Raw genomic sequence first — 17,379 nt, 5'->3', positions numbered from 1 at the left:
GTAAGCCAAGGGCATGGTTCCCCCAGACCCGATGTTGCGCACCGTGGAGGGCCTTGCCGACGCGCTGGACGTGGTGGCGGAGCATGCGCCGGAACGTCTCCGCTTCCTCCGGCGCGGCTGGTACGCTGCGGCGCTGCAAGCCTATGGCGGCAGCGCACGGACGCTGGTGGTGGAGGCCGACGGCTCGCCGGTGGCCGCACTGCCGCTGGTGGCGAAGGGGCCGCGCTGGCTGGGACTGGCGGAGGTTCCCGGCTGCTACTGGCCGTTCCGCAGCTTCCCGGTAGCCGAGGGGGCCAGCCGGGCGGCGGCAGGGGCGCTGCTTGCCGGATTGGCCCGGCAGGTGCGGGCGCTGCGGATCGGGCCGGTGCAGGACGGTGATCCGGCGCTCGAATGGCTGAGGGCGGCGGCGGTTGCCAGAGGCTGGACGCTGCTTGACCGGCACCTGGCGGACAGCTTTCTGCTGGACCTGCCGACAAGCAAGGATTGGCCCCGCGCAGCGACGCTGCGGAAGAACCGGTATCTGGAGAAGCGCCTCGCGGGCGAGGGCGCCGTTGCCTGGGAATGGAGCCCCCCGCCCTTTGACGACCTTGCCGATCTCGAACGGCGTAGCTGGGTGGGCACGCGAACCGATGGCCGCGACGCGAAGTTCACCGTGGAAGGGCACGGCGCCTTCTGGCGTGCCGCGGCGCGGGACCCGGCGCTGGCGGCGATGTTCCGCGCCGCGGTGTTGCGGGTCGACGGGCGCGCGATGGCCTTCGCGTTCGGGCTGGTCACGGGTGCGCACGCCCATGTGATCGCCAACAGCTATGATCCGGCGGTGGCGCAGCATTCGCCGGGCCGGCTGCTTGCCTATCGGGACTTCGTGCGCATGCGCGTGCACGGCGTGACCAGCGTTGACTGGGGCGCGGGAGACAGCGGGTACAAGCAGGCGCTGGGGGCGCGGAAGGGGCCGGCGATGCGCGACTGGATCCTGGTACGGCCGGGCCTGGAGGCGCTGGCTGCGCGATTGCTGCGCAGGCGCTGGCGGCGCAGCCGTCAGCCGGTCGGCGGCCAGGCCTGAGCGGCAAGGCGTTCGCGAAGCGCGAGCACCAGAATCGCGGTCTTCATGTCGGCCAGCGCCGGCATGCCCATCGCCCACAGCTCGTCGAGCCGCATCTCGATGACCTCGATATCCTCATGATCGTGCGCGAGGCCGCCGCCGGCGCCTGTGCGATCGGCGAGGCTATAGGGCGCGAGATACAGGCTCAGCCGTTCGGTGGAGACTGCCGGCATCGAGAAGAAATGGCCGACCAACGCCAGGGTATTCAGCGCAACGCCGCATTCCTCCAGGGCTTCGCGACGGGCGGTCGCCTCCGCATCTTCACCGGCGTCGATGCGGCCGGCGAGCACCTCGTAGACCGAATCGGTCTCGCCCCGGAAGATCAGCGGCGGGCGCGACTGGCGAACCAGCAGCACGGTGCCCCGCGCCGCATCATAGGGAAGGACGCCGACGGCATCGCCATGATCCTCGACCTGGCGGAGGATCTGGCTGCCGTCGGGGGTGCGCAGCGTAGCCAACAGCAGCCGGCCCCAGCCTTCATAGACCGTGGCGACGCTTTCGATGCGGTGGCCGGGTTCAGACCCGGACATAGCGGAAATACCAGACCTCATGGCCCTGGCGGCGCGCCTTGCGCTCGTAGCGCGTCTCCGGCCAGTCGGCGGGGCGGGTGAGGAAATCCTGCGCGGTCTGCGCCTGCCAGACGAAATCCTTGCGCTGGCCCAGCACCATCATCGCCCATCGGCAATAGGTGGGGTCGTCCGTGCCGAGGCGGAATTCGCAGCCGGGCTTCAGCTTGGCGGCGATCAGGTCAAGCGGGCCGTGGTTGACCATGCGGCGCTTGGCATGGCGCGCCTTGGGCCAGGGATCGGGGTGGAGCAGGTAGACGCGGGACAGGCTCGCATCGGGAAGCCGCTCCATCACCTCCAGCGCGTCGCCCATGTGCAGGCGAACATTGGCGAGATCGCCGTCGCGGATATGGTTCAGCGCACCGACCACGCCGTTGAGGAAGGGTTCGCAGCCGATGAAGCCATGATCGGGGCGCATCGTCGCCTGGCCGGCAAGATGCTCGCCGCCGCCGAAGCCGATCTCGAATTCGAGCGGGCGGTCGTCGCCGAACAGGGTCTGCGCGTCGAGCGGGCCGGCGTCGGGCACGCTCACCTGCGGCAGCAGTTCCTCGACGAGCGCGGACTGGCCCTGGCGGAGCTTGTGGCCCTGGCGGCGGCCATAGAGACGGCGGAGAGTGATGGGATCGGCCATGGGGCGCAGCGCATAGTCGTGCTGCCGCGCGCTGGCAAATCCGCGCTGGATCAGGCGGCGATGCGCATCCCGGCGCAGGGCGCGCCCCAGCGACGCACCGGGCGGGTGTAGCGGCGGATGCGGCGCGCGATGTGGAGTTCGCCCTGGAAATGGCGGAGGCCGGCGGCGGCTGCGGCGCGCTGTTCGGCTTCCTCGGTGGGAGCAGGCGCGACCACGGTGACGCCCATGCCGCGGGCGAGGCGCAGCACGCCTTCGACCAGGCGGGCACGCGCCGGGGCAACATCGAGCCGGTGTGCAAGCGCAGGCGCCAGGCGAATCAGGCGCGGCGAGCAATGTGCGAGCAGGCCCAGTGCCAGCGGACCGGCGGCGAAGTCGCCGAGGCCGATCATCATGCCGCGATCGGTGCACGCGTGGATCATCGCAGCGGCGGCGTCGCGATCGGCCGTCTCGTCGGCGCTGATCTCCACGACGACGCGGTCCAGCGGGACGCGGTGACGCAGCGCAGCGCGGAACAGGTGGGTGAGCAGGCGATCGGGCGTGCCGGTGGAGAGCTGGACCGGAACAACCAACAGCGTACCCGCGTCGACCAGACCGGCTTCGGCGGCAACGGCGAAGGCACGATCGAGGCGGACGGCCTCCAGTTCCACGCGATCTTCCCGCGGCAGAATGGCATCGACGGTGTGGAAGGCCTGCGGACGCGCATGGATCCCGACATGCCAGGCGAAGGGTTCGGTGGTGCCCTGGGCCGTGATCGGCTGCAGGTCGATCCGAAGATCCATCGTGGTAGCCATGATGTGCTCCTTTACGCGATTCTCGTGAACCTGAAGCCTGGGTACCCAATTCGGCCCAACCGGCCCATTCCGTGCGTCGCCGCAGCGGATTCAACCGGTTGGGGATTCTACGATGCTTGCATTGCGCATCTGCAAACGATTCTGCGATTCGCCCTCAGGCCGCTGCGTCCAGCCGTAGCGCAGGCGCGGGGAGCGCACCCACCTGGGCGGGCGCAATCAGGTCGCCTTGCATCAGCGTCACCTCCAGCGAGCGCAGCCGATCATGCTCCGCACGAGTCGAGACGCCCTCGGCGATCAGCCGGATGCGACCCTTCTTGGCGATCTCCACCACACGCTCGACGACGATGCGCTTGGCCCAGCTGCTGCTGAGGCTGTGCACCAGTTCGGGGGCAAGCTTCAGCGTGTCGGGGGTGAAAGCGGAGACGAGGTCCAGTCCCATGTCGCCCGCGCCGAAATCGTCGAAGGCGATCAGGAAGCCCTGCTTGCGATAGGCCTTCATCAGCCCCAGCATCTTGTCGCTTTCGAGATGGTCGCGGTCGCTGAACTCGAAGACCAGCTCGCGCGCCGGGAAGCCCAGGCGGCGGACGATGCGCAGCATGCGGTCCGCATCGGCCTCGGGATCCGTGATGTAGCGCGGCATCACCTTGATTGCGAGGCGGGTATGGCGTTCCGTGATGCCCAGCGCCATCGCCTGCTCGATGGCGGCGACTCGGCAGCGCAGGTCGAAGGTGGCGCGCTTATCCTCGGCCAGCGTCTCCACAAAGGCGGCGGGTGCTTCGCCGTCGGGGCCGCGGAACGTCGCTTCATAGGCAGTGACGATCAGGGTAGAGGTGTTGACGACCGGCTGGAACGCCATCGCGAACCAGTCCCGGCGAAGCGCTTCCTGAAGGGGGGCGGTGGCGGTTTGGTCGAGCACAGGGCATCTCCACGCTTGATCCCCTGGCACCAACCTACGGCGAAAGTGATTACCCGAGCGTTGACGGTGACGCTCGGGGTAACACCATGGTCAGGCCGCTGCGGCGGGCCGCACGATCCGCGTCGGCGGCAGTGCGCCGGGAATCGGGGGCGCGACCATCTCGCCCTGGACGTGGAAGATGCCGAAGCTGCGCAGCCGCTGCAGCACGGGCTCGCGCTCCACGCCGTCGGCGATCACGCGGATGCCCAGGTCGCGCAGGCGCGGCGCCAGTTCCTCCAGCATCAGGCGGCGCGACCAGCTCGAGTCGATGCCGTTGACCAGCTCCGGATCGAGCCGCACCATCTCCGGCCGATAGCGCACGCACGGGGTGAACCCGATCGGATCATGGCTGAGCCCGACAAAGGCGCTGAGGCTGCCGGCGCGGCGATGTCCGTCGACAAGGTCGGCGAGGTGCTGGCCGGGCACGTCGGCAAAGTCGTGGATGCCGAAGATCATGCGCTCGGGCACCAGCCCGGTCCGGCGACCGGCTTCCATCGCGGCGGCGAGCGACGAACCAGCCGGCGCCGCCTGCGGCGCGAGAATCGGGATCAGCAGCCGCGCGGGCATCGTCCCCAGTCCGGCGTCCATCGCACGATAGACGGCGGCGGCGGCGATGCGCCGGTCCAGCTCGGCGTGGCGTGCGGACGGGATGTGGGCGAGGATCTCGTCGCCCTCCTCGCCGTCGGGGCCGCGCAGCAATGCTTCATAGGCATAGACGCGGCCGGTGATGACGTCATGCACCGGCCGAAAGGCGAGGTGCAGCCCGGCTTCGGGTGCGGGCTGCCAGTCCTCTGCGTCGAGAACCATCCGTACTTCCTCCACTGCCCGCGTTAACCATGGCGGGCTCGAGGATTCTTATAGGCCGGCGGTGAAACGAGCGGGCGACGCGCGCATGAAAAAGCCCCGCGCGGCAGGTGCCGGCGGGGCGATTTCATCTTCGGATCAGAAAGACCGATCAGGCGGCGAGTGCAGCCTTCAGGTCCTCGACGAGGTCCGTGCGCTCCCAGGGGAAGAAATCACCCTCGGGCTTGCGGCCGAAGTGACCATAGGCCGCGGTGGGCTGGTAGATCGGCTTGTTGAGGCCGAGGTGGGTACGGATGCCGCGCGGGGTGAGGCCGCCCAGCTTCTCGATGCCCTGGATCGCCTGCTCGATCTTGTCGTCGCCGACGGTGCCGGTGCCGTGGGTATCGACATAGAGCGACAGCGGCTTCGACACGCCGATCGCGTAGGCCAGCTGGATCGTGCAACGCGCGGCGAGGCCGGCCGCCACGATGTTCTTGGCGAGATAGCGGGTGATGTACGCCGCCGAACGGTCGACCTTGGTCGGGTCCTTGCCGCTGAACGCGCCGCCGCCATGGGGCGAAGCGCCGCCATAGGTGTCGACGATGATCTTGCGGCCGGTCAGGCCGGCGTCGCCGTCCGGGCCGCCGATTTCGAACGAGCCGGTCGGGTTGATGTGATATTCGGTGGCGTCCGAAAGCAGCTCGGCGGGGAGCAGGTCGGCAACGACCTTCTTCACATAGGTGTGCAGCTCGGCTTCCTTGTCGCCCGTGTCATAGCCCGGCGCGTGCTGGGTGGAGACGACGATGGCGGTGGCTGCAACCGGCTTGCCGTTCTCGAAGCGCAGCGTGACCTGGCTCTTGGCGTCGGGCTCGAGGAACGGCGCCGCGCCGGAGTGGCGATCGGCGGCCATGCGCTCGAGGATCTTGTGGCTGTAGTAGAGCGTCGCCGGCATCAGGTCCGGGGTCTCGTCGCAGGCGAAACCGAACATGATGCCCTGGTCGCCGGCGCCTTCGTCCTTGTTGCCGCTCGCGTCCACGCCCTGCGCGATGTGCGCCGACTGGCCGTGCAGGTTGTTCTCGAAGCGGAAGGTCTGCCAGTGGAAGCCCGACTGCTCATAGCCGATGCGCTTCACCGTCTCACGCACGGTCTTCTCGATCTCTTCCTGCGCGCCCGGGGCCCAGGCACCGTTCTCGTACACGCCCTTGCAGCGGATTTCGCCGGCAAGAACCACGAGCTGGGTGGTGGTCAGCGTCTCGCAAGCGATACGCGCTTCGGGATCCTTCGACAGGAACAGGTCGACGATCGAGTCGGAAATCTGGTCGGCGACCTTGTCCGGATGGCCTTCGGAAACGGACTCGGACGTGAAGAGATAGTTGGAACGCATGTAAATTCCTCAGGTTGGGAAGGATCGCCGGGCCGTTGCCATGCCCATATAAAGCTTTCCTTATATGTGCTCCCTAGCGAGCCCATCGCCGATTGGCAATCGCGAACAACCCCGTAAGCGCAGCGACCAGCAGCACCATCCAGTTGCCCAGCTTTGAAAACAAGGTGGGCGGCAGCGGTCGCGGCATGGGCAGGCGGATGGCGCCCGCCTCGCCCGCGGGGATCGTGCCGAGCAGGCGGCCATGCCCGTCGATCAGCGCGGAGATACCGGTAGGCGTGGAGCGCAGGATCGGCAGGCCCTCCTCGATCGCGCGCAGCCTGGCCTGCGCGAGGTGCTGCGGCGGGCCCCAGGCGCCGAACCAGGCGTCGTTGGAAGGGTTGAACAGGAAGTCTGGGCGATGGGTACGATCGACGACCTGGCCCGAGAAGATGATCTCGTAGCAGATCTGGATGCCGGCATTGCCGAAGCCTGGCACGGAAAGCGCGCGCGGGCCGGGCCCGGGCAGGAAATCGACATCGCCCATCACCAGCCGGGCGAGCCCGAGCGGCGCGAGCAGCGGGCGCATCGGCAGATACTCGCCATAGGGCACTAGATGCGCCTTGTCGTACCTGCCGCCGAGCATGCCTGCGGAATCGAGCGCCCAGACCGAATTGCCCGCGCCCTGCAGCTGGCTGTCGCGGCCGAATTCGAGCGCGTTGCCGCCGATCAGCGCCTGGTCCCAGGGGCCCAGCATTGCGGCGATGCGGGCGCGGACAAGGCGGGGGTCCTGCCGGTACCACTGGACCGGATAGCCGTCCTCGACAAAGTAATCGACCATGCCCTCCGGCCACACGACCAGGCGGGGCAGCGCGCCGGGCTTGCCGCTGAGCGCGATCATCCGGTTGAGCAGGTATTCGGCGTAATCGGGGCGGCTGACCGCGTCCTGGCCGATGTTCGGCTGGACGATGACGACTTCCGTGCCGCTGGCCGTGCTGATGCAGCGAATATGGTCGCAGCGATCCGACCAGAAGAGGTTCAGCGCGAGCAGCGCGACACCGGCGGCGAGGAGCGGCCGGTACTGGCGCTGGAAGGCGAGGTAGAGGCAGCCGGCGATCGCTACCGTCAGGCCGGACAGCGCATAGGTGCCGATCAGCGCAGCGAGGTTGCGTACTCCTGGCACCGGCACCCAGAGTACGCCCAGCGGGTTCCACGGATAGCCGGTGAAGGCCACGCCGCGCAGCCATTCGCTGACCATCCAGGCGGCGGCGGCGGCAAGCACATAGCCGAGATCGGGTTCGATCCAGCTGGATCTTGGCTTCACCTTGCGGGCGAATGCCCAGGCTGCGCCCATCGCCAGCGCCGGGTAGATTGCGAGGTACACGGCCAGCAGGGCCACGGCGAAATAGCCGAGTACCGGTGGCATCTTGTCCTGGAAGTCGAAGGCGTGCTGGATCCAGTTGTCGCCGAGCGTGAAATGGCCGAGCCCGAACAGCCAGCCGCGCAGCAGGGCGGAGCGGAGCGTCTGCGCTGCGTAGATAAGCGCGAACAGTCCGGCCAAGCAGAACAGGGTGAGCGGCCACCATTCCAGCGGCGCGAAGCCGGTGGCGGAGACGATGCCGAGGATCAGCGAAACGAGCAACGGACGGCTAAACATCGCGGCGGGGCCTACACGATGCCGGTGGCGAGGGGGAGGGGCTAAGAGGCTGTTTGGAAATGCGCACCGCCTTGAAATTCGCTCGTTCGCGAATTTCCAAACGGGCTCTAAGCTCTATCTGGCACCGCCGCGGGCGGGCAACGCAGCGTTCCCTTCCTCCCGCTTGATCCGGCGCAAGGACGCGCCCATGTGAGCGCCATGCTGATCGAGACCGAAGCCACGCCAAACCCCGCCACGCTCAAGTTCCTGCCCGGCAGGATCGTGATGGAGGCGGGCACCCGCGACTTTGCCAGTCCCGAAGAGGCCGAGGCTTCGCCGCTTGCCACCGCGCTGTTCGCGCTCGGCGACGTGACCGGCGTGTTCTTCGGCCGTGACTTCATCTCCGTTACCGCGGCGCCCGGCGTCGATTGGATCGGCCTCAAGCCGGATGTGCTCGGCATCCTGCTTGATCATTTCTCGGCGAACATGCCGCTGTTCCTGCAGGGCTCCGCCGCCGGCTTCAGCGTGCCGCCGGAGAGTGCAGATTTCGGGGACAACCCGGAAGATGCCGACATCGTGGCGCAGATCCGCGAGCTGATCGACACGCGCATCCGTCCGGCAGTCGCCAATGATGGCGGCGACATCGTCTATCGTGGCTTCAACGAAGGCAAGGTGTTCCTCCAGATGCAGGGCGCCTGTTCTGGCTGCCCCTCGTCCACCGCGACGCTCAAGAACGGCATCGAGCAGTTGCTCAAATACTACGTGCCCGAAGTCACCGAGGTGCGCGCGATCTGATCGCGCGCCGTACTTCGCTTCTCCGAAAACAGAAAGGATCGCAGGCCATGGGCCAGCCGCTGAACGACGTCGCCCTCGACACCATCTTCCGCACCGCGCGAAGCTTTAACGGCTACACCGATGCGCCGGTGACTCGGGCGGACATCGAGGCGATCTACGACTTGCTCAAGATGGGGCCAACCTCGGTCAACCAGCAGTCGGCGCGGTTCGTGTGGCTGCTGGACCAGGATGCCAAGGACAAGCTGGCAAGCTTTTCCACCGGCAGCAATCCCGACAAGATCCGCAAGGCACCGGCCACCGTGATCATCGGCTATGACGTGAACTTTCACGAACATCTGCCAGAATTCTTCCCGCACGCTCCCGAAGCGAAGAACTGGTTCCCGACAGAGGAAGGCCGCCGCGAGCAGGCATTCCGCAACTCCTCGCTGCAGGGTGCCTATTTCATCATCGCGGCGCGTGCGCTGGGCTTCGATACCGGTCCGATGTCCGGCTTCGACAATGCCAAGGTCGATGAAGCCTTTTTCGCCGACCAGCCGGGCGTGAAGTCGAACTTCATCGCGACGCTCGGCGTCGGCGATCCGTCCACCATTCATGCGCGTTCGCCGCGTCCGGCATTCGACCAGTTCAACACGGTGATTTGACCTGGCCCCGTTTCTTTGGCTAGCCCGGGCCGATGGCTGAAGCCCCGCGACTGCTCGTGATCGAAACCGCCACTGCCGCCTGTTCGGTGGCGTTGCTGGCGGACGGCGCCGTTCTCGCCGAACGGCATGAACTGGTCGGCCGCGGCCATGCCGAGCGGCTGGTCCCGATGATCGGCGAACTGCCGGGAGGCGGGCGCGCCGATGCCATCCTTGTCGACGTTGGCCCCGGTAGCTTCACCGGCGTGCGCGTCGGGCTCGCCGCCGCGCGGGGGTTGGCGATCGGCTGGGGGGTGCCGGTGCAGGGCTATTCCTCGCTGGCACTGCTCGCCGCGGCGGGTCTTGCGGCCGATCCCGCGCTGGAGCGGCTTTCCGTCGTGCTCGAAGGCGGGCACGGCGAAGTGTTCGTCCAGCATTTCGCCCGGCCGCTGGTCGATACCGCGCCGCTGGCGTCGCTGCGCCCAGATGCAGCGCTTGCCAGCCTGGACGGTCGCCCCGCCCTCGGCAGCGGGGTGCGCCATCTCGCGGCGCTGGCCGAAGGGCTGGACCTGCGCGAAGCGCTGCCTCGCGCCGCCGACGCCGTACTGCTTCCCCCGGAATGCATCAATCTGCCGCCGCGCCCGCTCTACGGGCGCGGCCCTGACGCAAAGACCCTCGCCGAGCGGGGCCTGGCATGAGCGGCGCACCCCGGCCCATCGAACTGCGCGAAGGCGGGGTGCAGGATTTGCCATCGGTCAGCCGGATCATGCAGTCCGCGTTCGACCCAGCCTATGGCGAGGCGTGGACCCAGCCCCAGTGCATGGGGATGATGGCGCTTTCCGGCGTGTGGCTGCTGGTTGCCAGCATCGACGGGCGCGACTGCGGCTTCGCAATGGCACGGGCGATGCTGGATGAAGCCGAATTGTTGCTGCTCGCAACCAGCCCTGCGGCGCGCGGTCGGGGCGTGGGTGGTGCGTTGTTACGCGCAGTGATTGCTGAGTCGCGCAATCGCGGCGCGACCAAGGTGCATCTTGAAGTCCGCGCCGGCAATGGAGCCATCCGCCTCTATCATCGTGAGGGCTTCGAAAAGGTTGGTGAACGACGTGGCTATTATCGCGGTACTAGCGGTGAAGCGTTGGATGCTCTCACTTTGGCACGTTCCTTGTCGCAAAAATTATAACAATTGCGACTTGATCTCTTGCAAAGCGCTGTGCTTCGGTCGATAGGGCGATTCAGGCGACAGAAGAATAGTCGCCGTGAACGGGTCGAAAGGAACATCATGGAAGCGTCATCTGAAATTCAGGAAACCCTCATCGCGCTGACCGCGGATATTGTTGCGGCACATGTCAGCAACAATAGCGTCGCCGTGTCGGACCTGCCGCAGCTGATCTCGAACGTGCACACCGCGCTGAGCGGCCTGGGCACCACGCAGCCGGAGCCGGAAGTGAAGCAGGAGCCGGCCGTTTCGGTGCGCGCTTCGGTGAAGCCCGACTATATCGTCTGCCTCGAGGACGGTAAGAAGCTGAAGATGCTGAAGCGTCACCTGATGACTCACTATCAGATGACCCCGGAACAGTATCGCGCCAAGTGGAACCTGCCGGCTGACTATCCAATGGTCGCCCCGAACTATGCCGAGCAGCGCCGCAGCCTGGCGAAGAAGATCGGCCTGGGCACCAAGCGTCGCAAGACGCGCTGATCGTCCCTCCTCCAGGACCAGCAAAAACGCCGGCCCGGGCCCCCGCCCGCGGCCGGCTTTTTCTTGCCCGCGAAACCGGGCGAAGGATCGATCAATGTGATCCAAAGGGTTGCCCTTTTCCGATGACGCCAATGGCGCTACAGCGGTGGCATGGTTCGCAAGATTGATCTCGAAGCGCTCTGCCACGAAAAGGGGCTGCGCATCACCGAACAGCGCAAGGTGATCGCGCGCGTGCTTTCCGACGCCGACGACCATCCCGATGTGGAAAAGGTCTATGAGCGCGCCGCCGCGATCGATCCCGGCATCTCCATTGCCACCGTGTATCGCACCGTCCGCCTGTTCGAAGAGGCGGGCATCCTCGATCGCCACGATTTCGGCGACGGCCGCGCGCGCTACGAGCCCGCGCCCGAGGCGCACCACGACCACCTGATCGACGTGGAAAGCGGCAAGGTGATCGAGTTCGTCGATCCCGAGCTGGAGCTGCTGCAGAAGCAGATCGCCGAACGCCTCGGCTTCCGCCTCGTCGACCACCGCATGGAACTCTACGGGGTTGCGCTCGAGCGCAAGAACTGAGCGGGCCCGGCGCCGCCGCGAGGAAGCGACTCAGGGGCTGCCGACCCGGCTGACCGGGGCGGAGCTGGCGCGCGTCTGGTTCCGCATTGCCCGGCTGGTGCTGGCGCTGCTGGTGCATGTGCCGCTCCACTATCTGTTCCGGCTGGTGCGGCTGCCCTCGCCCTGGCCGCGGTTGTTCCTCGGAAGCGCGGCCCGGATCGCCGGGGCCAAGGTGAAGCGGGTCGGCACGCCCTTGAAACGGGACGTGTTCTACGTCTCCAACCATATCAGCTGGATCGATATTCTTGCGCTGGGCGGGGCGAGCGGCACCGCGTTCGTCGCCAAGGCCGAGATCGGCGCCTCGCCGCTGGTCGGCTGGCTCGCCGGGCTCAACCGGACGGTCTATGTGAAGCGCGAGAACCGCATGGGCGTGGCCGAGCAGATCAACCAGCTGCGCGACGCACTGGCCGAGACCTGGGCGGTGACGATCTTTCCCGAGGGCACCACCACCGACGGCAAGTCGCTGCTGCCGTTCAAGACGCCGATGCTGCGCGTGCTAGAGCCGCCGCCGCCGGGCGTCATGGTGCAGCCGGTGATGCTCGATTACGGAGCGGCGGGCGAGGACATCGCGTGGATCGGGCAGGAGCGGGGCCTGAACAACGCCAAGCGCGTGCTGGCGCGCAAGCAGCGCTTCCGGCTGCGCGTGCATTTCCTCGAGCCGTTCGACCCGCGCGACTTCCCCGGCCGCAAGGCGATTGCTGCGGAGAGCCGGCGGCGGATCGAGGAAGCGATGGTTCGGACGCTTGGGCACCCGCTGCGGCCGTTCCGCTTCGCGGATGATCCGATCGGGTACAAGGCGCCGCTGCAGCAGCAGGGCTGAACGCAGATGCCGCAGGCCTGTTTTCTGCCGCCTTTTGCGCGTATAGGCGCGCCGATCATGACCACCCCCAAGACCTATCACGTCAAGTCGTACGGCTGCCAGATGAACGTCTATGACGGCGAGCGCATGGGCGAGCTGATGGCCGCCCAGGGCCTTGTCGCGGCCGAGGCCGACAAGGCCGATCTCGTCGTGCTGAACACGTGTCACATTCGCGAAAAGGCCACCGAGAAGGTCTATTCGGAGATCGGCCGGCTGAAGCTGCGCGAATCCGGCAAGCCGATGATCGCGGTCGCCGGCTGCGTGGCCCAGGCCGAGGGCGAGGAGATTGCTCGTCGCGCCAAGGTCGATGTGGTGGTCGGCCCCCAGGCCTATCACAATTTGCCGGAGCTGGTGGACAAGGCCGCCAAGGGCCAGCTGGGCCTCGATACCGACATGCCGATCGCCAGCAAGTTCGGGAAGCTGCCCGCGCGCCGCAAGGTGGGGCCGAGCGCCTTCCTCACCGTGCAGGAAGGCTGCGACAAGTTCTGCACCTATTGCGTGGTGCCCTATACCCGCGGCGCCGAAGTGAGCCGGCCCTATGCGGCGATCGTCGACGAGGCCAAGGCGCTGGTCGATGCCGGTGCGCGCGAGATCACGCTGCTCGGCCAGAACGTCAACGCCTGGGGCGATGACGACGGCCATGGCTTGCACGACCTGATCATAGCACTTGACCGGATCGAGGGACTGGCGCGGATCCGCTACACCACCAGCCATCCCAACGACATGGCCGAGGGGCTGATCGAGGCGCACGCGCATGTGCCCAAGCTGATGCCCTTCCTCCATTTGCCGGTGCAGGCGGGCAGCGACCGCATCCTCAAGGCGATGAACCGCAGCCACACGCGCGATTCCTACCTGCGCATCCTGGAGCGCGTCCGCGCCGCCCGGCCGGACATCGCGCTGTCGGGCGACTTCATCGTCGCGTTTCCGGGCGAAACCGAGGCCGAGTTCGAGGAAACGCTGCAGCTGGTCGACGCCGTCGGCTACGCCCAGTGCTTCAGCTTCAAATATTCGCCGCGCCCGGGCACCCCGGCAGCCGATTGGGTGGACCAGTATCTGCCCGAAGCGGTGGCCGACGAACGGCTGCAGCGGCTGCAGGCGGCGCTGGCCCGCCACTCGCAGGCGTTCAACGAAGCGAGCGTCGGCCGGCGCTGTTCGGTGCTGATCGAGCGGGTAGGCCGCCGCCCCGGCCAGATGATCGGCAAGTCGCCCTGGCTGCAATCGGTGCATCTGGAGACCAGCGCGAAGATCGGCGACCTGATCGACGTGGAGCTGGTCAGTGCCGGCCCGAACTCGCTGGCAGGCCGCGAACTGGCAGCAGTTTCCGCGTGACCTTTCGCGCCCTGTCCGCATAGAAGCCCGCGGCCGGCAACCGGCTGACAGGGGGGCGGAAATGGCGAAGACGGTGCGGTGGCTCGTCGCAGTGCTGGCAGGTGGCGTGGCAGGCGCCGCGCAGGCCCAGGGCGTGCTGCCGCCACCGGCCGAGGGGCTGACCTTCGCCGCCAGCGAGCGCGTGCGGTTCGAGGCGATCGACGGCCAGGCGCGCGCGGGCTTCAACAGCAGCGACCAGCTCGTCAATTTCCGCACCACGCTGCTCGCGCGCTACCAGCGCGGGCCGGTGACCGTGGTGGGCGAGCTGTGGGACAGCCGCGCCTATAACGGCAACCATGGCTCGCCGGTGACGACGGGCGAGGTCAACACGCTGGAGCCGGTGCAGGCCTATGTGCAGCTCGATCTCGGTGCGGGGCTGGGGGCGGGGTCGAAGCTGAGGCTCCAGGCCGGCCGCTTCATGCTCAATCTCGGCTCCCGGCGGCTGGTCGCGGCGGACGACTACCGCAACACCACCAACGGCTATACCGGGGTGCGGGCGGATTGGAGTGCCGGGCGCTGGGCAGCGACGGCGCTTTACACCATGCCACAGCGCCGTCGGCCCGATGATCTCGACTCGCTGCTCTCGAACGCACCGGCGATCGATCGCGAAGGCGCGGCGCTGGTGCTGTGGGGCGGGCTGATCAGCCGCGCACACACGATCGGTCCTGCGCTGGTCGAGACCAGCTATTTCCATCTTGGCGAGCACGACACGCCCGGACGCCCGACGCGCGACCGTTCACTCGATACCGCCAGCATCCGGATCGCGCGTGATCCGGCGCTGGGGAAGTTCGACTATGAGGCCGAGGCGATCGGGCAGACCGGCTCGCAGTCGATCAGCCTCGCCGCGGGCGCGGCGCGGCAGCAGGTGCGCGCCTGGTTCGTTCATGGCCGGGTGGGCTATAGCTGGGCAGGCGCATGGAAGCCGCGGCTGATGGCCGAGTTCGATTATGCGAGCGGCGATGCGCCCGGCGGGCGCTATGGCCGGTTCGATACGCTGTTCGGCATGCGCCGCGCCGATCTGGCGCCGGCCGGGCTCTACAACGCGATCGCCCGCAGCAACGTCGTCGCGCCGTCCCTGCAGGCCGAGGCCGCGCCGGATGCGCGCACCGACCTGATGCTCAGCTATCGCCCGATGTGGCTGGCGGCGCGGAGCGACAGTTTCTCCAGCACCGGCGTGCGCGATGCGAGCGGCCGCGCGGGCGATTTCGCGGGGCACCAGTTCGATGGGCGGGTGCGGTACCGGGTGGGCAAGGCGGTGCGGCTGGAGGCAGACGCGGTGCTGCTCGCCAAGGGGCGATTCCTGCGTGATGCACCCAACGCCCGGCCGGGGCGCTGGACCCGATATGGTTCGCTAAACCTGATGGTGAGCCTGTAGCCGGGCCGGGCGGCACTGCCGACCCGGCCCTGCCGTCTTCAGGCCAGTGCTGCCGGGCGCTTGCGACGCGTGCGGATCGCCCCGCCGGCCAGGCCGAAGCCGCCGATCATCAGCGCCCAGCTCGCCGGCTCCGGCACGCCGCTGGTGAAGCCCGTCAGGCGAACGCCGAGGGCATCCTTCTCCGGAAGGCGAAGCCAGCCATTGTCGCTGTTGCCGCGCAGATAGGCGACCAGCGGATCGGCCGCGCCGTTCGGCATGAAGCTCTTGTTCTCATCGGCCCCCGAGAACACGACCCAGTAGGAGCCAGCGTCCAGCTTCCAGTTCAGCGAGTCGCTGCCCTGCCAGCCGATCGAGCCGGTGTTCACGAAGCTGGTGGAATGGAGCAGCTTCGCCGGCACGAAGTCGATCTCGCTGTAGATGTTGGCCGTGAGGCGCGCACCTTCGTTGCCGCCGATCCACCCGAACACGCCGTTCACCGTCACCGCCTTGTTCAGCTCGAAGAAGCCGGCGACATTGCGGGTCGCAGTGATCGACTGGGCGTCGAAGAGGGTGGTGGATGCGGGGCCGGTGTCGATGATCGTGTCGGCCTGGGCAGTGCCGGTCCAGGCGAGCATGGCGGCAGCAATGGCCGCGAGAGCGGTCTTCATTCTTCTTTTCCTTCGCAACAGAAACTCGGGACTCTTGTACAAGCTGCGGTGGCGTCGCTCGACGGCAGCGTTGCGGGAATCCGTCTCATTGGCGTGGGGCTGCGTCTCAGCGCTGTCCCAGAACGGCCGTTTCGCTCGTTGTTTTTGCGAGCGACGAGCCGGCATACAACAGAAGCGCGCATGCGAACGCGCCCCGAAGCAGATACTTCATCGCGGACCTTGATTGTTACTGATGTGTGACGGCGCGATTAGCCGCTGCCCGCGGCACTTCCAAGGCAGCGATGCTGCGCGCCGATCCCGTTTCGGCACGCGCGGGTCACCGGTGCTGCGCGTCTGCGGAAAGGGCGTGATGTCGCACCCGCGTCACACGCCTGCGGCATTACGCGACGGCAGACGATCTCCCCCTGTGCAGCCGCGTCTCCGTCTGCCATCTTGTCTATCGACATGCGCCAAGGAACCTCCGCACGATGCCAAGGTTTGCCCCTCCGGGGCCGCGTGATCCCCACGCCCCGCGCCAACACCGAAAGGACCGCATGAGCCGCAAGCCTGTCCCCGCCCAGTCCGGCGAACGTTCCCGGGTAGAGGTGACCTTCGACAAGCCCCAGCTCCTGCCGCAGCTCTTCGGAGAGTTCGATGCCAACCTGCTGATGCTGGAGGAGCGGCTGGGCGTGTACATCCACGCACGCGGCCAGCGGGTGGTGATCGAGGGCGGCACGGAGGCGGTGGCCCATGCCCGCGAGGTGCTGCAGGAGCTCCACAGCCGGGTGATCCGCGGCGAGGCGGTTGATGGTGGATTGATCGACGCGGTGATCGCGATGTCGACCGAGCCGATGTTCACCGGCATCGTGCGCGCCGAACCGGCGGGGGGCGGGCCCAAGCCCTCCGTCATGATCCGCACGCGCAAGAAGACGATCGTACCGCGTTCGGTGACGCAGACGCATTACATGCGCGAGCTCGCTTCGAACGAGCTGATCTTCGCGCTCGGGCCGGCGGGTACCGGCAAGACCTATCTGGCGGTGGCGCAGGCGGTGGCGCAGCTGATCACCGGCAGCGTCCAGCGGCTGATCCTGTCGCGTCCGGCGGTGGAGGCGGGCGAGCGGCTCGGCTTCCTGCCGGGCGACATGAAGGAGAAGGTCGACCCCTATCTCCGCCCAATCTACGACGCCCTCTACGATTGCCTGCCCGCGGAGCAGGTGGAGCGGCGGATCGCGAGCGGCGAGATCGAAATTGCGCCCATCGCCTTCATGCGCGGCCGGACGCTGGCCGATGCCTTCGTCATTCTCGACGAGGCGCAGAACACCACGCCGATGCAGATGAAGATGTTCCTTACGCGATTCGGCCAGAACAGCCGGATGGTAATCTGCGGCGATCCCAACCAGACCGATCTGCCCGGCGGCCCCAATGCCTCGGGGCTGAACGATGCTGTCCACCGGCTTGAGGGCGTGGAGGGCATCTCGATGGTGCGGTTCGGCATCGGTGACGTGGTGCGCCACCCAATCGTCGGCCGGATCGTCGCGGCCTATGAGGGCGATGGTTGAAGGCCGGGATATCCCGTCCTACATTCGGGATATCCCCTTCGGAGACGCTGG

19 protein-coding genes are annotated in these 17,379 nt (G+C 67.5%); 11 read left to right on the top strand and 8 right to left on the bottom strand.

What is annotated here, in order from left to right:
* Positions 1-13 precede the first annotated feature (13 nt).
* Positions 14-1,060: a GNAT family N-acetyltransferase gene (locus tag V7E00_RS13705; RefSeq protein ID WP_333573195.1), complete on the top strand. Its 1,047-nt coding sequence runs from the start codon at positions 14-16 to the stop codon at positions 1,058-1,060.
* Here the strand turns inward: V7E00_RS13705 and V7E00_RS13700 are convergent.
* From V7E00_RS13700 to lnt, 7 genes are all read right to left on the bottom strand, one after another.
* The gene (locus V7E00_RS13700) at positions 1,036-1,629 is read right to left on the bottom strand and encodes an NUDIX hydrolase (protein ID WP_333573194.1); all 594 of its coding nucleotides are present in this window, start codon (positions 1,627-1,629) and stop codon (positions 1,036-1,038) included. The genes V7E00_RS13705 and V7E00_RS13700 overlap by 25 nt on opposite strands.
* Positions 1,616-2,296, bottom strand: coding sequence for a tRNA (guanosine(46)-N7)-methyltransferase TrmB (trmB, locus tag V7E00_RS13695; protein WP_333573193.1), 681 nt, complete (start codon positions 2,294-2,296; stop codon positions 1,616-1,618). The genes V7E00_RS13700 and trmB overlap by 14 nt, the downstream gene beginning before the upstream one ends.
* 50 nt (positions 2,297-2,346) lie before the next feature.
* Positions 2,347-3,087 carry an EAL domain-containing protein gene (locus V7E00_RS13690; RefSeq protein WP_333573192.1) on the bottom strand — a complete coding sequence of 247 codons (741 nt, stop codon included), beginning with the start codon at positions 3,085-3,087 and terminating at the stop codon, positions 2,347-2,349.
* Positions 3,088-3,241: 154 nt separating this feature from the next.
* Positions 3,242-4,003 carry an EAL domain-containing protein gene (locus V7E00_RS13685; protein ID WP_333573191.1) on the bottom strand — a complete coding sequence of 254 codons (762 nt, stop codon included), beginning with the start codon at positions 4,001-4,003 and terminating at the stop codon, positions 3,242-3,244.
* 90 nt (positions 4,004-4,093) lie between these two features.
* Positions 4,094-4,849: an EAL domain-containing protein gene (locus V7E00_RS13680; protein WP_333573190.1), complete on the bottom strand. Its 756-nt coding sequence runs from the start codon at positions 4,847-4,849 to the stop codon at positions 4,094-4,096.
* A gap of 148 nt (positions 4,850-4,997) precedes the next feature.
* Positions 4,998-6,209: a methionine adenosyltransferase gene (gene metK / locus V7E00_RS13675; RefSeq protein ID WP_333573189.1), complete on the bottom strand. Its 1,212-nt coding sequence runs from the start codon at positions 6,207-6,209 to the stop codon at positions 4,998-5,000.
* Positions 6,210-6,282: 73 nt separating this feature from the next.
* Positions 6,283-7,842 carry an apolipoprotein N-acyltransferase gene (gene lnt, locus V7E00_RS13670; RefSeq protein ID WP_333573188.1) on the bottom strand — a complete coding sequence of 520 codons (1,560 nt, stop codon included), beginning with the start codon at positions 7,840-7,842 and terminating at the stop codon, positions 6,283-6,285.
* Between the two features lie 198 nt (positions 7,843-8,040).
* Here lnt and V7E00_RS13665 point away from each other — a divergent pair, with 198 nt between their 5' ends.
* From V7E00_RS13665 to V7E00_RS13625, 9 genes are all read left to right on the top strand, one after another.
* Complete coding sequence (locus tag V7E00_RS13665; protein WP_333573866.1) at positions 8,041-8,616, top strand: NifU family protein; 576 nt, start codon at positions 8,041-8,043, stop codon at positions 8,614-8,616.
* Positions 8,617-8,663: 47 nt separating this feature from the next.
* The gene (locus V7E00_RS13660; RefSeq protein WP_333573187.1) at positions 8,664-9,257 is read left to right on the top strand and encodes a malonic semialdehyde reductase; all 594 of its coding nucleotides are present in this window, start codon (positions 8,664-8,666) and stop codon (positions 9,255-9,257) included.
* 32 nt (positions 9,258-9,289) lie between these two features.
* A complete protein-coding gene (gene tsaB / locus V7E00_RS13655) occupies positions 9,290-9,931 on the top strand; it encodes a tRNA (adenosine(37)-N6)-threonylcarbamoyltransferase complex dimerization subunit type 1 TsaB (RefSeq protein WP_333573186.1) in 642 nt (213 codons plus the stop codon).
* Positions 9,928-10,413, top strand: coding sequence for a ribosomal protein S18-alanine N-acetyltransferase (rimI, locus tag V7E00_RS13650; RefSeq protein ID WP_333573185.1), 486 nt, complete (start codon positions 9,928-9,930; stop codon positions 10,411-10,413). The genes tsaB and rimI overlap by 4 nt, the downstream gene beginning before the upstream one ends.
* A 99-nt stretch (positions 10,414-10,512) precedes the next feature.
* On the top strand, positions 10,513-10,929 hold the full coding sequence (locus V7E00_RS13645) for a MucR family transcriptional regulator (protein WP_168847576.1): 417 nt from the start codon (positions 10,513-10,515) through the stop codon (positions 10,927-10,929).
* Positions 10,930-11,079: 150 nt separating this feature from the next.
* Complete coding sequence (locus V7E00_RS13640; RefSeq protein ID WP_066724328.1) at positions 11,080-11,502, top strand: Fur family transcriptional regulator; 423 nt, start codon at positions 11,080-11,082, stop codon at positions 11,500-11,502.
* Entirely contained in the window at positions 11,480-12,361 is an 882-nt protein-coding gene (locus tag V7E00_RS13635) for a lysophospholipid acyltransferase family protein (protein ID WP_443019195.1), read from the top strand. Before V7E00_RS13640 ends, V7E00_RS13635 begins: the two co-directional genes overlap by 23 nt.
* Positions 12,362-12,418: 57 nt before the next feature.
* The gene (miaB, locus tag V7E00_RS13630) at positions 12,419-13,729 is read left to right on the top strand and encodes a tRNA (N6-isopentenyl adenosine(37)-C2)-methylthiotransferase MiaB (RefSeq protein WP_333573184.1); all 1,311 of its coding nucleotides are present in this window, start codon (positions 12,419-12,421) and stop codon (positions 13,727-13,729) included.
* 61 nt (positions 13,730-13,790) lie between these two features.
* On the top strand, positions 13,791-15,143 hold the full coding sequence (locus V7E00_RS13625; RefSeq protein WP_333573183.1) for an alginate export family protein: 1,353 nt from the start codon (positions 13,791-13,793) through the stop codon (positions 15,141-15,143).
* A 38-nt stretch (positions 15,144-15,181) separates the two neighbouring features.
* Here V7E00_RS13625 and V7E00_RS13620 read toward each other — a convergent pair whose 3' ends face one another.
* On the bottom strand, positions 15,182-15,790 hold the full coding sequence (locus V7E00_RS13620; RefSeq protein ID WP_333573182.1) for a PEPxxWA-CTERM sorting domain-containing protein: 609 nt from the start codon (positions 15,788-15,790) through the stop codon (positions 15,182-15,184).
* 533 nt (positions 15,791-16,323) lie between these two features.
* On the opposite strand from V7E00_RS13620, the gene V7E00_RS13615 reads away from it, so the two are divergent.
* Complete coding sequence (locus V7E00_RS13615; RefSeq protein ID WP_333573181.1) at positions 16,324-17,328, top strand: PhoH family protein; 1,005 nt, start codon at positions 16,324-16,326, stop codon at positions 17,326-17,328.
* Positions 17,329-17,379: the final 51 nt, after the last annotated feature.

Origin of the sequence: Sphingomonas sp., from assembly GCF_036731925.1 — a bacterium.
Taxonomy (GTDB): Bacteria; Pseudomonadota; Alphaproteobacteria; order Sphingomonadales; family Sphingomonadaceae; genus Sphingomonas.
The sequence above is the reverse complement of the archived record's forward strand: the minus strand, read 5'-3'. Positions and strand labels throughout refer to the sequence as shown.

What these genes read in the sequence shown, in the direction of transcription:
- V7E00_RS13620 (WP_333573182.1), bottom strand. Translation starts at nt 15,790, where the DNA reads ATGAAGACCGCTCTCGCGGCCATTGCTGCCGCCATGCTCGCCTGGACC.
- V7E00_RS13665 (WP_333573866.1), top strand. Translation starts at nt 8,041, where the DNA reads ATGCTGATCGAGACCGAAGCCACGCCAAACCCCGCCACGCTCAAGTTC.
- V7E00_RS13680 (WP_333573190.1), bottom strand. Translation starts at nt 4,849, where the DNA reads ATGGTTCTCGACGCAGAGGACTGGCAGCCCGCACCCGAAGCCGGGCTG.
- V7E00_RS13615 (WP_333573181.1), top strand. Translation starts at nt 16,324, where the DNA reads ATGAGCCGCAAGCCTGTCCCCGCCCAGTCCGGCGAACGTTCCCGGGTA.
- tsaB (WP_333573186.1), top strand. Translation starts at nt 9,290, where the DNA reads ATGGCTGAAGCCCCGCGACTGCTCGTGATCGAAACCGCCACTGCCGCC.
- metK (WP_333573189.1), bottom strand. Translation starts at nt 6,209, where the DNA reads ATGCGTTCCAACTATCTCTTCACGTCCGAGTCCGTTTCCGAAGGCCAT.
- V7E00_RS13705 (WP_333573195.1), top strand. Translation starts at nt 14, where the DNA reads ATGGTTCCCCCAGACCCGATGTTGCGCACCGTGGAGGGCCTTGCCGAC.
- V7E00_RS13660 (WP_333573187.1), top strand. Translation starts at nt 8,664, where the DNA reads ATGGGCCAGCCGCTGAACGACGTCGCCCTCGACACCATCTTCCGCACC.
- V7E00_RS13645 (WP_168847576.1), top strand. Translation starts at nt 10,513, where the DNA reads ATGGAAGCGTCATCTGAAATTCAGGAAACCCTCATCGCGCTGACCGCG.
- lnt (WP_333573188.1), bottom strand. Translation starts at nt 7,842, where the DNA reads ATGTTTAGCCGTCCGTTGCTCGTTTCGCTGATCCTCGGCATCGTCTCC.
- V7E00_RS13640 (WP_066724328.1), top strand. Translation starts at nt 11,080, where the DNA reads ATGGTTCGCAAGATTGATCTCGAAGCGCTCTGCCACGAAAAGGGGCTG.
- trmB (WP_333573193.1), bottom strand. Translation starts at nt 2,296, where the DNA reads ATGGCCGATCCCATCACTCTCCGCCGTCTCTATGGCCGCCGCCAGGGC.
- rimI (WP_333573185.1), top strand. Translation starts at nt 9,928, where the DNA reads ATGAGCGGCGCACCCCGGCCCATCGAACTGCGCGAAGGCGGGGTGCAG.
- V7E00_RS13690 (WP_333573192.1), bottom strand. Translation starts at nt 3,087, where the DNA reads ATGGCTACCACGATGGATCTTCGGATCGACCTGCAGCCGATCACGGCC.
- miaB (WP_333573184.1), top strand. Translation starts at nt 12,419, where the DNA reads ATGACCACCCCCAAGACCTATCACGTCAAGTCGTACGGCTGCCAGATG.
- V7E00_RS13700 (WP_333573194.1), bottom strand. Translation starts at nt 1,629, where the DNA reads ATGTCCGGGTCTGAACCCGGCCACCGCATCGAAAGCGTCGCCACGGTC.
- V7E00_RS13625 (WP_333573183.1), top strand. Translation starts at nt 13,791, where the DNA reads ATGGCGAAGACGGTGCGGTGGCTCGTCGCAGTGCTGGCAGGTGGCGTG.